Source organism: Pseudomonas sp. B21-035 (genome assembly GCF_024748945.1).
Classification (GTDB): domain Bacteria; phylum Pseudomonadota; class Gammaproteobacteria; order Pseudomonadales; family Pseudomonadaceae; genus Aquipseudomonas.
In genome coordinates this window covers 1,363,908-1,377,382 of record NZ_CP087179.1, presented here as the reverse complement: position 1 = coordinate 1,377,382, position 13,475 = coordinate 1,363,908, and the positions used below count along the sequence as shown (strand labels likewise).

General features: G+C 61.1%; 12 protein-coding genes and 2 tRNA genes. 8 read left to right on the top strand and 6 right to left on the bottom strand.

Annotated elements, in window-relative coordinates; all coding sequences use genetic code 11:
• Nucleotides 1-70: 70 nt before the first annotated feature.
• Nucleotides 71-400, bottom strand: coding sequence for a ribbon-helix-helix domain-containing protein (locus LOY22_RS06275; protein ID WP_045193543.1), 330 nt, complete (start codon nucleotides 398-400; stop codon nucleotides 71-73).
• Between the two features lie 242 nt (nucleotides 401-642).
• Nucleotides 643-1,116 (bottom strand): Dps family protein, encoded by a 474-nt coding sequence (locus LOY22_RS06270; protein WP_045193544.1) that lies wholly within the window; start codon nucleotides 1,114-1,116, stop codon nucleotides 643-645.
• Nucleotides 1,117-1,413: 297 nt separating this feature from the next.
• Between LOY22_RS06270 and LOY22_RS26900 the strand changes: the two genes are divergently transcribed.
• Nucleotides 1,414-2,001, top strand: coding sequence for a cold-shock protein (locus LOY22_RS26900; protein WP_045193545.1), 588 nt, complete (start codon nucleotides 1,414-1,416; stop codon nucleotides 1,999-2,001).
• A 63-nt stretch (nucleotides 2,002-2,064) separates the two neighbouring features.
• Here LOY22_RS26900 and LOY22_RS06260 read toward each other — a convergent pair whose 3' ends face one another.
• The 3 genes from LOY22_RS06260 to LOY22_RS06250 all read right to left on the bottom strand — a co-directional run bounded on the left by LOY22_RS06260 (nucleotide 2,065) and on the right by LOY22_RS06250 (nucleotide 3,213).
• Complete coding sequence (locus tag LOY22_RS06260; RefSeq protein ID WP_093386494.1) at nucleotides 2,065-2,271, bottom strand: SlyX family protein; 207 nt, start codon at nucleotides 2,269-2,271, stop codon at nucleotides 2,065-2,067.
• Between the two features lie 3 nt (nucleotides 2,272-2,274).
• On the bottom strand, nucleotides 2,275-2,700 hold the full coding sequence (locus LOY22_RS06255) for an HIT domain-containing protein (protein ID WP_045193546.1): 426 nt from the start codon (nucleotides 2,698-2,700) through the stop codon (nucleotides 2,275-2,277).
• Nucleotides 2,701-2,955: 255 nt separating this feature from the next.
• Nucleotides 2,956-3,213 (bottom strand): hypothetical protein, encoded by a 258-nt coding sequence (locus LOY22_RS06250; RefSeq protein ID WP_213602202.1) that lies wholly within the window; start codon nucleotides 3,211-3,213, stop codon nucleotides 2,956-2,958.
• A 296-nt stretch (nucleotides 3,214-3,509) separates the two neighbouring features.
• Here LOY22_RS06250 and LOY22_RS06245 point away from each other — a divergent pair, with 296 nt between their 5' ends.
• The 3 genes from LOY22_RS06245 (at nucleotide 3,510) to LOY22_RS06235 (ending at nucleotide 7,672) form a co-directional block, all read left to right on the top strand.
• The gene (locus tag LOY22_RS06245; protein ID WP_045193547.1) at nucleotides 3,510-4,814 is read left to right on the top strand and encodes an OprD family porin; all 1,305 of its coding nucleotides are present in this window, start codon (nucleotides 3,510-3,512) and stop codon (nucleotides 4,812-4,814) included.
• A 170-nt stretch (nucleotides 4,815-4,984) separates the two neighbouring features.
• The gene (locus tag LOY22_RS06240) at nucleotides 4,985-6,700 is read left to right on the top strand and encodes a proline--tRNA ligase (protein WP_045193549.1); all 1,716 of its coding nucleotides are present in this window, start codon (nucleotides 4,985-4,987) and stop codon (nucleotides 6,698-6,700) included.
• Between the two features lie 18 nt (nucleotides 6,701-6,718).
• Nucleotides 6,719-7,672 carry a lipoprotein gene (locus LOY22_RS06235; RefSeq protein WP_045193550.1) on the top strand — a complete coding sequence of 318 codons (954 nt, stop codon included), beginning with the start codon at nucleotides 6,719-6,721 and terminating at the stop codon, nucleotides 7,670-7,672.
• 45 nt (nucleotides 7,673-7,717) lie between these two features.
• Here LOY22_RS06235 and dinB read toward each other — a convergent pair whose 3' ends face one another.
• Entirely contained in the window at nucleotides 7,718-8,782 is a 1,065-nt protein-coding gene (dinB, locus tag LOY22_RS06230; protein WP_258596854.1) for a DNA polymerase IV, read from the bottom strand.
• Between the two features lie 218 nt (nucleotides 8,783-9,000).
• Between dinB and LOY22_RS06225 the strand changes: the two genes are divergently transcribed.
• The 4 genes from LOY22_RS06225 to LOY22_RS06210 all read left to right on the top strand — a co-directional run bounded on the left by LOY22_RS06225 (nucleotide 9,001) and on the right by LOY22_RS06210 (nucleotide 13,447).
• Nucleotides 9,001-9,077 (top strand) — tRNA-Met (locus tag LOY22_RS06225).
• Between the two features lie 131 nt (nucleotides 9,078-9,208).
• Nucleotides 9,209-9,285: transfer RNA gene (locus tag LOY22_RS06220), tRNA-Met, on the top strand.
• A 224-nt stretch (nucleotides 9,286-9,509) separates the two neighbouring features.
• On the top strand, nucleotides 9,510-12,152 hold the full coding sequence (gene mprF, locus LOY22_RS06215; protein WP_093386512.1) for a bifunctional lysylphosphatidylglycerol flippase/synthetase MprF: 2,643 nt from the start codon (nucleotides 9,510-9,512) through the stop codon (nucleotides 12,150-12,152).
• Nucleotides 12,152-13,447: a virulence factor family protein gene (locus tag LOY22_RS06210; protein ID WP_093386516.1), complete on the top strand. Its 1,296-nt coding sequence runs from the start codon at nucleotides 12,152-12,154 to the stop codon at nucleotides 13,445-13,447. The genes mprF and LOY22_RS06210 overlap by 1 nt, the downstream gene beginning before the upstream one ends.
• The last annotated feature ends 28 nt before the right edge of the window (nucleotides 13,448-13,475 follow it).

The window sequence follows — 13,475 nt, the reverse complement described above, 5'->3', positions numbered from 1 at the left end:
GCAGGCTGGTTCGGGCAGTAAAGCGCGGGATTATATATGGTTAAGGAGTGCTGTGCAGCCCGGCAACCGACTAGCGTGCCACTGGCAAGCCGAGCAAATAGACCACGCAGACCACGCGGATCAGCCCGCTGAAATTTTTTACCCCGCCGTGACGCAGGTGTACCTCACGGTCGATATACGACAACACGGCATTGACCGAGCACTGATTGGCCTTGGCGATGCGTTCAAGAATAGTCCAGTAGATCTCTTCCAGGCGCAGACAGGTGGCAAAGCCGTTGAGGCGCACCGACCGCGACAGCGGCTGGGCCAGGCCCATGTTGAAATTGGCCTCGAAAGGGTCGACGCCATCCTTGTGCGGCACGCAGGCTACGCGCCCCGTGCGATTCATCCATGCCGACATAGTCGTACCACGCCACTGTTTAACCGGGAAACAAACCCGCGTGCGTTATGCACGCGGGAACATGCCCTTAATAAAGCGCTGTGTAACGTGGCGGTGCCAGCAGACACCCTAACTCTGAATGTAGGAATACTCGGCACTGGAGCCGGTACTTTAAAACACCGGAAAGTGCTTCCGTACTAACTGAAATGCCCGAACTTCGCACAAAAGTTCGGGCATTCGAATAACAGGGTTAAATCTGCCGGTTACTTACCTTCAAGTAGCGAGCGCAGCATCCAGGCGGTTTTTTCATGCACCTGCATGCGCTGGGTCAGCAGGTCGGCCGTCGGCTCGTCGCTGACCTTGTCGAGCAGCGGGAAAATGCTGCGCGCCGTGCGGGTTACCGCCTCCTGGCCTTCGACCAGTTGTTTGATCATTTCGTCAGCAGGCGGCACGCCCTCTTCTTCCTTAATAGAAGAAAGCCGCGCGTAGATTGAGTACGCCCCGGGTGCCGGGAAGCCCAGCGCGCGAATACGCTCGGCGATCGAGTCGACCGCCAGGGCCAGTTCGTTGTACTGCTCTTCGAACATCAGGTGCAAGGTACGAAAGGCCGGACCGGTGACGTTCCAGTGAAAGTTGTGGGTCTTCAGATAAAGTACGTAGGTATCCGACAACAGGCGCGACAAACCATCGACGATGGACTTGCGATCTTCTTCGCTGATACCGATATCGATTGCCATGTAGTTCCCCTTTCCTTAGTGCTTGCTGATCAAGCGGGTACAAACCACTGTACCAAGAGTTTTCCACCCCTGCAGCCTCATGCCTGCGACACAAGGCTGCAGGCCGCGCGACACACGGTTGGCCGCTGATTTGAGAAGCCTGGGGCTTTGCTGTTAAATAGGCAGCGTGCCGCCCGCGCCGATTGTCATTGCCCGGGCGCATAGGCTGGCCTTCTCACGTTTTTGCGCTTTTTTACCCGTGCGCGCCGTGAAGCCAGCTCTTCCTGTGATCCGCCTTATCAATGTGAGCCAACCAACATGTTCAAGATCGTCCACCTGTTGACGGGCGTTGCAGCTTTGCTGCTGTCCTTCATACCCAGCCTCAGAACCGAAGCCATACCCTTCCTGCAGCAACCGGAGGCGGTTTACCTGGCGCTTTTCGGCCTGCTTAACCTGCTCATCGCTCCCGTGCTCGCGCAGCACTACCGGGGCGTGCGCCAGCAACTGCAGCGCGCTGCCAGTGCTTTGCTGGTGCTTACCGTGATCCTGCAGACCGTGACCTTGCTGGCCCGTCCGGAGCTTGGCAACCTGCCGGCCCTGGCTTGCGCCCTGCTGGCCACCATCCTGCACTTGATTGCCGGTTTTGCCAAAAGCGCTGTGGCCCGTAGCCAGAACACCCAGTACGACATGTCCAATCGCGATACCGGCACGGTGAAGTGGTTCAACACGTCCAAGGGTTTCGGCTTTATCTCCCGCGATTCGGGCGATGACATCTTCGTCCACTTCCGCGCCATTCGCGGCGAAGGCCACCGGGTGCTGGTCGAAGGCCAGCGCGTGGAGTTCTCGGTGATGAACCGCGACAAGGGCCTGCAAGCCGAAGACGTGATCGCCGCCCCACGGCGCTGATCAGCAGCAACAAAAAAACCGCGACGGCATCACTGCCCATCGCGGTTTTTTTTCGCCCCCGAATCAGTAATGCGGCGGCGGTGCCTCTTCTTCACTGGCCTCGTACTGGCCGACCATCTCTTCATAGCGCTTGAGCAGTGCTGCCATCTGCAACTGCAGGCGCTCAACGACGCGCTGCTGTTCGACCAGCACATCATTCAAGGCCAGCAGGGTATCGTCCTGAAAGGCCAGCCGGCTTTCCAACTCGGTCACGCGCGCGTCAAGGGTCATGATTCAAGCCTCCGCGAACTGAAAATCGTCAACCAATACCTCGGCCAGACGCAAACGGATCTCAGCCACCTGTTGTGGCGCATATTCAATTGCAGGTTTATTGCCCCACACAGGTGCCGGCCAGGCCGGATCAGAACGATGACGAACAATCACATGCATATGTAGCTGGCTAACTACATTGCCGAGGGTTGCCACATTCATTTTGTCGGCGGCAAAGACGTCCTTGAGGATCTGGGCCAGGGCGTTAGTTTCTTTCCAGAGTTGCTGCTGATCGCTGTCATCAAGTTGAAACAATTCGCTGATTTCGGCCCGACGCGGCACCAGGATAAACCAGGGATAGTTGCCATCCCTACTCAGCAACAGACGACAAAGAGGAAAGTCCCCCAGGCAAAAGGTGTCTTGTTGAAGACGTTGATCCAGAACAAACACTACGAAATCTCCTACAACAGCTTAATACCTTGCTCACACAACCCTCCGTGAGCCACTGCCAGCAGGATACTCCTGATCGCTCGTCGGGGCATTGCCTGCTGCCTTATTAATGAAGCAATGCACCGATTTAGCCCCTTCCCCTCACCCAAAAGGCCTAGGCGTACGTCGGTGTTACGCTGCCCGGGCAAGGAAACGCTACTTTTCGCACCAAAATGAAGCCGTCCGTCGGCGTTTCGCCCAGTGAACATCCACAAACTACTCAGCTTTAGCCTTCAACGGTAACGCTTTGACTTTACGGGCAACTTTTTCCCTTATTCCATTGCGATCGACAGCCGCGAACCAAAGGTTCTTTGACCCCCGGTTTACCGGCACCTGAGGGCCTTCGGAGGGCGAAAGCGTGAAAATTTCGTGAAGCCGTTCGATTTTGTGCACGCTTGTTGCATTGTCATCCGCCACGGTCGGCACGCCCTCTGCACTGATGCAGCGAGCGGCGACAAATAACAACAGCTGCATGGGTTAACCAGGGAGTTTCGGGGGGGCAGGGGCTAGATTGTTTTTACCTATCCTTAATCCGCTTGAAACAGCGCTGGAGTTGTACGGCCCGCGAAACCCGGGGCGTGGTTTGCGACAAGGACATAACTGTTAGCGACATGACCGTAAAGTTACCGAAAGGTTCTCGACAGGCATATCGCCAACGCCGGTCAGCGTGATATACATTTCCGCCGACACAAAAAGAAAGAGCCGCGCTGTATAAAAAAACCAAACAGCGACGGCAGTACTCTTCCTAAAAACCAAAGGAGCAAATCACGATGCGCGTGATGAAGTGGAGCATAATCGCCCTGGCTGTTGCAGCCGGCACCTCGCAATTGGCAGTGGCCTCTTCTCAGGATGAGTCCAAGGGTTTTGTTGAAGACAGCAAACTCAATGTCAAAACCCGCATGCTGTACTTTAGCCGTGACTTCCGTAACGTGCCTAACGGCGACCAAAGCCGCGTTGAAGAAACCGGCCTGGGCTTCCTCGGCACCTACCAGTCGGGCTTTACCCAAGGCACCGTAGGTTTCGGTGTCGACGCCATCGGCATGCTCGGCCTGAAACTGGACAGCGGCAAAGGTCGCGCCGGCACCGGCCAGTTCCCGCTGGGCGCAGATGGCCGTTCGCAGGACTCGTTCTCCGAAGGTGGCGCGGCGGTCAAGTTCCGCATCTCCGACACCGTGCTGAAGTACGGCACCCAGTTCACCGCCCTGCCGGTTCTGGCAACCGACGACAGCCGCCTGCTGCCCGAAACCGTCGAAGGTTTCCTGGTGACCAGCAAGGAAATCAAAGGCCTTGAGCTGAATGCCGGCCACTTCACCGCCCTGAATGCTCAATCGCAGTCCTACCACGACAGCATCGGTGGCAAGAACCGCACTACCGGGATCAAGAACCCTGGTCTGACCCAGGCTGACGTGTTCGGCGGCACCTATGCCTTCACCGACACCCTGAGCACCAGCCTCTACTACTCCAAGGTCGAAGACTACTGGCGTAAATACTACGCCAACGTCAACTGGGCACTGCCGATCAACGACAACCAAGGCCTGGTGTTCGACTTCAACATCTATGACACCAAGAGCGACGGCAAGGCCAACGTTACCGCCTTCGATGGTGACAAACTTGATAACCGTGCGTTCAGCCTGTCGGGCGCCTACAACATTGGCGCGCACACCTTCACCCTGGCCTACCAGAAGGTTACCGGTGACGGCGACTATGCCTACGGCATCGACGGCGGCGGCACCATTTTCCTGGCCAACTCCATCGCTCGTTCCGACTTCAACGCCGAAGACGAGAAATCCTACCAGGCACGTTACGACCTGAACTTCGCCGAATACGGCGTTCCAGGCCTGAGCTTCATGACCCGTTATGTCAAGGGTACCGGTGCCAACGTCACTGGCACCGACAACGGCAAGGAATGGGAACGCGACATCGAGGCCAAGTACGTTCTGCAGGAAGGTCCGGCCAAAGACCTGAGCCTGCGTGTACGTCAAGCCACCTACCGTTCGGGTGACGGCGTTTACTACGGTTCGCCATCGATCGACGAACTGCGCCTGATCGTCGAGTACCCGCTGAGCATCCTGTAAGCCTCGGGCTTTCAGTATCCCCAGTACGAAAGAGCCCGGCACTGCCGGGCTTTTTCTTGTCTGAATTCGGGCTGACAACGCCTTCGTGCTCCGGCATCCTGTACGCCACCGAATCGCCCCCGTACAATGCGGGGTCATTTAAAGTCTTAAGCAACCGACAACGGCCTACCATGCGCACCAGTCAATATTTGCTCGCAACTCAAAAAGAAACCCCTTCCGACGCGGTCGTCATCAGCCACCAGCTGATGCTGCGTGCCGGCATGATCCGCAAGCTCGCATCCGGCCTTTATACCTGGCTGCCGATGGGCCTGCGGGTAATGCGCAAGGTCGAAGCCGTGGTCCGCGAGGAAATGAACGCCGCTGGCGCCCTTGAAGTGCTGATGCCGGCCATCCAGCCTGCCGAGCTGTGGCAGGAATCCGGCCGCTGGGAACAGTACGGCCCGGAGCTGCTGCGCCTCAAAGACCGTCACGGTCGCGAGTTCTGCGTGGGCCCGACCCACGAAGAGGTCATCACCGACCTCGCCCGCAACGAGCTCAACAGCTATAAACAGCTGCCGCTGAACATGTACCAGATCCAGACCAAGTTCCGTGACGAGATCCGTCCGCGCTTCGGCCTGATGCGTGGTCGCGAGTTCATCATGAAGGACGCCTACTCCTTCCATGCCGATCCGGCTTCCCTGCAGCAAACCTACGATCGCATGCACCTGGCGTACAGCAACATCTTTACCCGCCTGGGCCTGGATTTCCGCCCAGTGCAGGCTGACACCGGCTCGATCGGTGGCAGCTACTCCCACGAATTCCACGTGCTGGCCGAGTCCGGTGAAGACGATGTGATCTTCAGCGACAGCTCCGACTACGCCGCCAACATCGAGAAGGCCGAAGCCATCCCACGGGAAACCGTGCGCCCGGCGCCGACCGAAGAGCTGCGCCTGGTCGACACCCCGGACGCCAAGACCATCACCCAGCTGGTCGACAACTATGGCCTGGCGATCGAAAAGACCGTCAAGACCCTGATCGTCCACGCCGCCGAAGAAGGCAAGCTGATTGCCCTGATCGTCCGTGGCGACCACGAGCTCAATGAAATCAAAGCTGCCAACCTGGCAGAAGTTGCCAGCCCGCTGGTCATGGCCAGCGACGAAGAGCTGCGCGACGCCATTGGCGCCGGCGCCGGTTCCCTCGGCCCGCTGAACCTGCCGCTGCCATGCATCATCGACCGTTCGGTCGCGCTGATGAGCGACTTCGGCATCGGTGCCAACATCGACGACAAACACTACTTCGGCGTCAACTGGGAGCGCGACCTGCCAGTTCCGCAAGTGGCCGACCTGCGCAACGTCGTCGAGGGCGACCCAAGCCCGGATGGCAAGGGCACCCTGGTGATCAAGCGCGGCATCGAAGTCGGGCACATCTTCCAGCTCGGCACCAAGTACAGCGAGGCACTCAAGTGCCAGGTACTGGGCGAGAACGGCAAGCCGGTAACCCTGAGCATGGGTTGCTACGGTATCGGCGTATCGCGTGTGGTGGCTGCGGCCATCGAGCAGAACTACGACGAAAACGGCATCATCTGGAGCGATACCCTGGCACCCTTCCAGATCGCCCTGGTGCCGCTGCGCTACGAGACCGAACAGGTTCGCGAAGCCACCGACAAGCTGTATGCCGAGCTGACCGCTGCCGGTTTCGAAGTGCTGCTGGACGACCGCGACAAGAAGACCAGCCCGGGGATCAAGTTCGCCGACATGGAACTGATCGGCATCCCGCACCGCATCGTCATCAGCGACCGCGGCCTGGCCGACGGCAACCTGGAATACAAGCACCGCACCGAGCGTGACGCACAGCCGCTGCCAGTGGCCGAGGTGCTGTCGTTCCTGCAAGCCCGCATTCGTCGCTAAGCCAACGCAAGAGTAATCATGTTCAAGCGAAGTACCATCAACCTGGGGGGCGCCGCACTGTGCGGCGCCCTGCTCCTCAGCGGTTGCGCCAACCAGATGTCCCAGCGCAGCGAGCACGAGGAGCGCATCGAGCGCAAGCTGCTCGAACACAGCCTGCAGATCGATGTCGGAGACCCCAAGGTACTCGAGCTGCCGCAACGGCGTGTGCGCATCCACGAACAGAAGAACTTCGAAGTCACCGAGTTCGAGGTTACCCGTCGCTACGATCGCTACACGCCTTACCAACCCTGGCGCGAAGTCTATGAGATTCCGCTGGGCGCGGTGGCGGTGGTGGCCGGTGTCGGCGCCAACGTGGTCAATGTCTTTGCCCTGGGCAACCTGCCCGACAGCGTGACCCATGACTGGTTGAGCTATGGCTTCGACGGCCTCAACCCGTTCATGAACGCCCAGTCCAACGGTCGTGCCCAGCAGAACCTGGCGGGCATCACCGAAGTGCAAAAGGACAAGCGCCAGGAATACACCAGCGTCCCCTGGAGCGAGCGGCCGGTGTCGGTCAAGGCCGGCAAGATCGACCATGAGCTGACCACCGACCGCAATGGCGTGTTGCACCTGAACCTGCTCGACAGCCCGTTCAGCGAGCAGAACCTGACCCACATCGGCACCCTGCACCTGCAGGTGGTCGATGAAGACAACAACGTGCGTGGCGATGCCAGCCTGCTGATCAGCGCCGGCCTGCGCGGCAAACTGGTGGAAGCCCACGAACTGATTTTCGATGATCTGGAAGACGACGAAGTCAGCCAGTGGGTGCATCGGGTCAAGCGCCTGTCGGAGCTGGGCCTGGAAGAAGAAGCCAGTGAACTGGAGCAAAGCCTGATCGAGCTGACCCGCAACGATCCGGAGCTGCAACAGGAATTCCTCAAGTCACTGACCAAGGACGCCGGCCGCCTGGTTGCCGACCCTGGCGCGCACTGACCTTCGCTGTACCCGGAGAGCGCCAGCCTGCTGGCGCTGCCCTCCTCACTCCCGAGAGAACAGCTCCAGCTGTTCATGCGCACCGCGCAAATCCTGCAAGCGCACACCAATCCCCAACAGCCTCACCGGCTTGCCGCCACGGGCAAAGGCCTGGCTGAGCAAGTGTTGATAGCTGCCCAGGTCACGCCCCGCCCCTGACTGCTCAAGGGTGGTCTGGCTGAAATCATGGAACTTCACTTTGACGAACGGCTTGCCCGGGCGATAACTGTCGTCGATGCGGGCCATGCGCCCGGCCAGGGTTTCCATCAGCTCCGGGAGTTTTTCCAGGCAACTGGCGAGGTCAGGCAGATCGGTGTCGTAGGTGTTTTCGACACTGACCGACTGACGCCGGCTGTCATTTTGCACCGGACGGTCATCGATACCCCGCGCCAGCCCCCACAACCGCTCACCAAAACTGCCGAATTCACGGGCCAGGGCCAGGCGACTCCAGTCGCGCAACTCCAGGCAGGTGATGATGCCCAGGCGGCCCATCTTGTCGGCGGTGACCTTGCCTACGCCATGCAGCTTGCTCACCGGCAAGGCAGCCACGAAGTCTTCGACTTCATTCGGAGTGACCACAAACAGGCCATTGGGCTTGCGCCAGTCGCTGGCGATCTTGGCCAGGAATTTGTTCGGCGCCACGCCAGCCGACACAGTGATATGCAACTGTTGGGCAACCCGGCGGCGAATATCGGCGGCAATCCGTGTAGCGCTGCCCGCAAACCAGGAACTTTCCGACACATCCAGGTAAGCCTCGTCCAGCGACAAGGGCTCGATCAGGTCAGTGTATTCGCGAAAGATGCCGTGAATTTCCCGCGAGGCTTCTTTATAGGCATCCATGCGCGGCTTGACGATCAGCAGGTCCGGGCACAGCTTGAGGGCATGGTGCGAGGACATCGCCGAACGCACGCCGAACGCCCGCGCCTCATAGTTGCAGGTAGCGATCACCCCGCGCCGCTCCGCCGAACCGCCCACCGCCAGCGGCCGCCCGACCAGACGCGGGTCGTCGCGCATTTCGATGGCGGCGTAGAAGCAATCGCAGTCGATATGGATGATCTTGCGTTGAGACATAGGGAGCGTAAGAACAGGTTTAAAGTGATGTAAGCAGTATCTCACCCGCTAGCGGCCCATGCATCACAACTAATTCATTCCCCCCCGGAACCTCTGCAAGGCCCGCCCTTGCTGCCTTGCAGCCCTTTTCAGCGGCGCTAAGCGATTGAAGGAGAAAGGATTTCTGCAAACAGGCTATTGACAGCCCCGGGCAAAACTGTAGAATCTCATCTCACAGGCGCGGGATGGAGCAGCCTGGTAGCTCGTCGGGCTCATAACCCGAAGGTCGTCGGTTCAAATCCGGCTCCCGCAACCAGATTCAGGAAAGGCCACTCTCACGAGTGGCCTTTTTCTTTGCCCGAAATAAAGCTCCGGGTAATTTTTTATTGTAAATCAACAATTAAGCGTTGACAGCCAAGCTCAACGCTGTAGAATCCGCCCCACAGACGCGGGATGGAGCAGTCTGGTAGCTCGTCGGGCTCATAACCCGAAGGTCGTCGGTTCAAATCCGGCTCCCGCAACCAAACAACAGAAAAGGCCACTTTGAAAAAAGTGGCCTTTTTTGCGTCTGCCTTCCAGCTAATCAGCCCGCCCCCTGAACGCCCTTCGCCGCTCAGGCAATATGAAACTTCTTTAACTATCCTCAAGGTGCTCAGCGGCCCGATCATATCGGACATTACGCTTCCAAAGGGATTGGTACTTTGACCGGATACACCCTGCTTCCCCTGCGCAAGCCACGAGGTGGCTGATGCGCACCCAGACGCCTGAAACACAAGCCCCTGTGACCGCCGCATTACCCAATGCCGAGCAACGCCTGCGCTGGCTCGAACGCCTGAGCAAGTACCGCCAGCCCATCGGCCTGGGCGTGACCTTGCTGCTGTTCGCTGTCGCCCTGATCGCCTGCCGTCACCTGCTCAGCGAGCTGGACATCTATGCCCTGCATGATTCGCTGCTCAGCGTGCCGCCGCCAGCATTGGCCGGCGCACTGCTGGCGACGGTGGCCGGCTTCGTCATCCTGCTGGGGTACGAGTGGTCGGCCAGCCGCTATGCCGGCGTCCAGCTACCGGCTCGCACCCTGGTAATGGGCGGCTTCAGCGCCTTTGCCATCGGCAATGCCATTGGCCTGTCGCTGCTGTCCGGTGGCTCGGTACGCTATCGCCTGTATGCGCGCCATGGCATCGGCGCCGCCGAAGTGGCGCGCATGACCCTGTTTGCCAGCCTTTCCCTCGGCTGCGCGTTGCCGCCGCTCGCCGCCCTGGCGACCTTGAGCAACTTGCCGGCTGCAGCTTCAGCCTTGCACCTGGCGCCTGCGTTGCTGGCAGCGGTCGCCCTGGCGGTACTTAGCTTGAGCGGCGCACTGGTCTATGGCCTTTATCGTCGTCGCCTGCCCGAACAACCCCAGGCTGACAACCTGCTGGTACAAGTAGGCCGGCGTACTCTGCGCTTGCCGGGCGCACGCCTGACCCTGCTGCAACTGCTCATTACTGCCCTGGACGTAGCCGCTGCCGCCACCGTGCTGTACCTGCTGCTGCCCGAGGCGCCGCCGTTTGGTGCCTTCTTGCTGGTCTACCTGCTGGCGCTGGCGGCCGGGGTGCTCAGCCATGTGCCTGGTGGCGTCGGGGTGTTCGAGGCGATCCTGCTGGCGGCCTTTGCCGACAAGCTCGGCGCCGCGCCACTGGCCGCCGCGTTGCTGCTTTATCGCCTGATCTATGTGGTGCTGCCACTGCTGCTGGCCTGCGTCCTGCTGCTGGCCAGCGAAGCCAAGCGCCTGCTGTTTGCCCAGCAAGCGATCAGGGCCGCTTCCGGGCTCGCAGCCCCGGTGCTGGCGGTGCTGGTGTTTCTCTCCGGCGTGGTGCTGCTGTTTTCCGGCGCCACCCCGGAAATCGACGAGCGCCTGGAGCATCTGGGCTTCCTCGTACCGCACCGGCTGATCGACGCGTCGCACTTCGGCGCCAGCCTGATTGGCGTCCTCTGCCTGCTGCTGGCCCAGGGCCTGCGCCGGCGCCTGTCGGCTGCCTGGATCCTGACCACCGTCCTGCTGCTGGTCGGCGCCCTGCTCTCGCTGCTCAAAGGTTTCGACTGGGAAGAAGCCAGCATCCTGACCTTCACCGCCTGCCTGCTGGCGGTGTTCCGCCGTTCCTTCTATCGCCCCAGCCGCTTGCTCGAACTGCCGTTCTCGCCGGTTTACCTGGCGGCCAGCGCCTGTGTACTGGGCGCTTCGGTGTGGCTGCTGCTGTTTGCCTATCAGGATGTGCCCTACAGCCATCAGCTGTGGTGGCAATTCACCCTCGACGCCGATGCCCCACGCGGCTTGCGCTCGGCCCTGGGCAGCGCGGTACTGCTGGTGATCGTCGCCCTGACCTGGCTGCTGCGCACCGCGCGCCCGGTTATTCACCTGCCCAGCGCCGACGAGCTGCAACGCGCCAACGCCATCCTGCAAGCCTCCGACCAACCCGACGGCGGCCTGGCCCTGACTGGCGACAAAGCCTTGCTGTTCCACCCCAACGACGATGCCTTCCTTATGTATGCACGTCGCGGCCGCAGCCTGGTGGCGCTGTACGACCCGATCGGCCCGGCCCACGAGCGCGCCGAAATGATCTGGCAGTTCCGCGACCTGTGCGATGTACACCATGCCCGCCCGGTGTTCTACCAGGTTCGGGCCGAGAACCTGCCCTTCTATATGGACATCGGCCTGACCGCGATCAAACTGGGCGAAGAAGCCCGGGTCGACCTCAAGCGCTTTGACCTAGAAGCCAAGGGCAAGGAGATGAAAGACCTGCGCTACACCTGGAACCGCGGCGGCCGCGACGGCCTGAGCCTGGAAGTGCACGAGCCGGGGCAGGCTCCGCTGGAAGAACTCAAGACCATCTCCGACGCCTGGCTCACTGGCAAGAACGTGCGCGAGAAAGGCTTCTCCCTCGGCCGTTTCAGCCCGGAGTACCTGCAGCACTTCCGGATTGCCCTGATCCGTTTCGAAGGGCGCCCGGTCGCCTTTGCCAACCTCCTGGAAACCCGCAGCCTGGAGCTGGCCAGCCTCGACCTGATGCGCGCCCACCCGCAGGCGCCCAAGCTGACCATGGAATTCATGATGATCGGCCTGATCCAACACTATAAGCAGCACGGCTATGGGCGCTTCAGCCTGGGCATGGTGCCACTCTCCGGGCTGCAACCACGGCGCGGCGCACCGCTGACCCAGCGCCTGGGCTCGATGGTGTTCCAGCGCGGCGAGCAGCTCTACAACTTCCAGGGCCTGCGCCGCTTCAAGGACAAGTTCCAACCGGACTGGGAACCTCGCTACATGGCCGTGCCGGCCGGACTCGATCCGCTGGTGGCACTGGCCGACACCGCCGCCCTGATCGCGGGCGGCCTGACTGGATTGGTGAAACGCTGATGATTCGACGCTACTGGCTGTACCTGCTGGTTCCCCTGCTGCTGGCCTTGCTGGCTGCCGCCCTTGGCTTCTGGCTGTGGACCCGGCCGGCCCCCGAAGCCTCCCTTGAGCACCTGAGCCTGGCCGATGGCAGCAGCCTGGTCCGGGTCAACCCCGGCACCCGGGCCAAGGCCCGCGTGGTCATCGCCGTGCCCCCGGACCAGGCCCTGAGCGACAAGCAACTGCTCGACCTGAGCCAGAGCGGCGAGGCGCAGATGGTCCAGGTGGTCCTGCCGCCAGCCGATTGCAACAAGCAGCAACAGGCGCTGCAGCAAGCCATGCAGCAACTCAAGGGCGCGCCGACCCTGGTAGCCGGTATCGGCCCGGGCGCAGCCCAGGCCTGGAGCTGGCTGGCCAGCCAGAGCGATGACAAGGCCCTGGCCATCTCGGTGGACTTCAACCTCGAACAACCCGGCTGCGCCACGCCGCTGCCCAAGTCCGCCGCCCACGGCCACTGGAGCGTGGCCTGGAACGACAACCCGGATGACGCCAGCGCCGCCTTCGTGCGCGACCAGGCCAATGCCGAAACCAGCATCAGCGATTACGACATCCACCTGCCGCAGGTACTCAAGGCGCAACTGACCCAGGCACTGGTGGGTGAGGACGGCAACGCCATGAGCATCCCGGTGGTCGAAGTACCTGCCGGGCAAACCACCGACACCGTCACCCTGTTTCTCTCGGGCGATGGCGGTTGGCGCGACCTGGACCGCGACGTCGCCGGCGAGATGGCCAAGCTCGGCTATCCGGTGGTGGGCATCGACACCCTGCGCTACTACTGGCAGCACAAGACCCCGGAACAAAGCGCCATCGACCTCTCCGAGCTGATGCAGCACTACCGGCAGAAATGGGGCACCAAGCGTTTCGTGCTGACCGGCTACTCGTTCGGCGCCGACGTCTTGCCGGCGATCTACAACCGCTTGCCGGCCGAAGACCAGAAGCGCATCGATGCGGTGATACTGCTGGCCTTTGCCCGCAGCGGCAGCTTCGAGATCGAAGTCGAGGGCTGGTTGGGCAATGCTGGCAAAGAGGCACCGACCGGGCCGGAGATGGCCAGGCTGCCAGCGTCCAAAGTGGTCTGCGTGTATGGCGAGGAAGAGGCCGACGAGAGCGGCTGTACCGACCATACTGCAGTCGGCGAGCGCCTGAAGCTGCCTGGCGGACATCACTTCGACGAGAACTACCCGGCGCTGGCCAAGCGCCTGATCGGCGATATCGAGAACCGCCAGGGCAAGACCAGCGTCGCCGAGCAGGATTGAAGCGCGCCTCCGGCGCGCAGCTGCAAGC

Coding starts and splice junctions, on each gene's coding strand:
- LOY22_RS06275 (WP_045193543.1), bottom strand. CDS start 400: ATGTCGGCATGGATGAATCGCACGGGGCGCGTAGCCTGCGTGCCGCAC.
- LOY22_RS06270 (WP_045193544.1), bottom strand. CDS start 1,116: ATGGCAATCGATATCGGTATCAGCGAAGAAGATCGCAAGTCCATCGTC.
- LOY22_RS26900 (WP_045193545.1), top strand. CDS start 1,414: ATGTTCAAGATCGTCCACCTGTTGACGGGCGTTGCAGCTTTGCTGCTG.
- LOY22_RS06260 (WP_093386494.1), bottom strand. CDS start 2,271: ATGACCCTTGACGCGCGCGTGACCGAGTTGGAAAGCCGGCTGGCCTTT.
- LOY22_RS06250 (WP_213602202.1), bottom strand. CDS start 3,213: ATGCAGCTGTTGTTATTTGTCGCCGCTCGCTGCATCAGTGCAGAGGGC.
- LOY22_RS06245 (WP_045193547.1), top strand. CDS start 3,510: ATGCGCGTGATGAAGTGGAGCATAATCGCCCTGGCTGTTGCAGCCGGC.
- LOY22_RS06240 (WP_045193549.1), top strand. CDS start 4,985: ATGCGCACCAGTCAATATTTGCTCGCAACTCAAAAAGAAACCCCTTCC.
- LOY22_RS06235 (WP_045193550.1), top strand. CDS start 6,719: ATGTTCAAGCGAAGTACCATCAACCTGGGGGGCGCCGCACTGTGCGGC.
- dinB (WP_258596854.1), bottom strand. CDS start 8,782: ATGTCTCAACGCAAGATCATCCATATCGACTGCGATTGCTTCTACGCC.
- mprF (WP_093386512.1), top strand. CDS start 9,510: ATGCGCACCCAGACGCCTGAAACACAAGCCCCTGTGACCGCCGCATTA.
- LOY22_RS06210 (WP_093386516.1), top strand. CDS start 12,152: ATGATTCGACGCTACTGGCTGTACCTGCTGGTTCCCCTGCTGCTGGCC.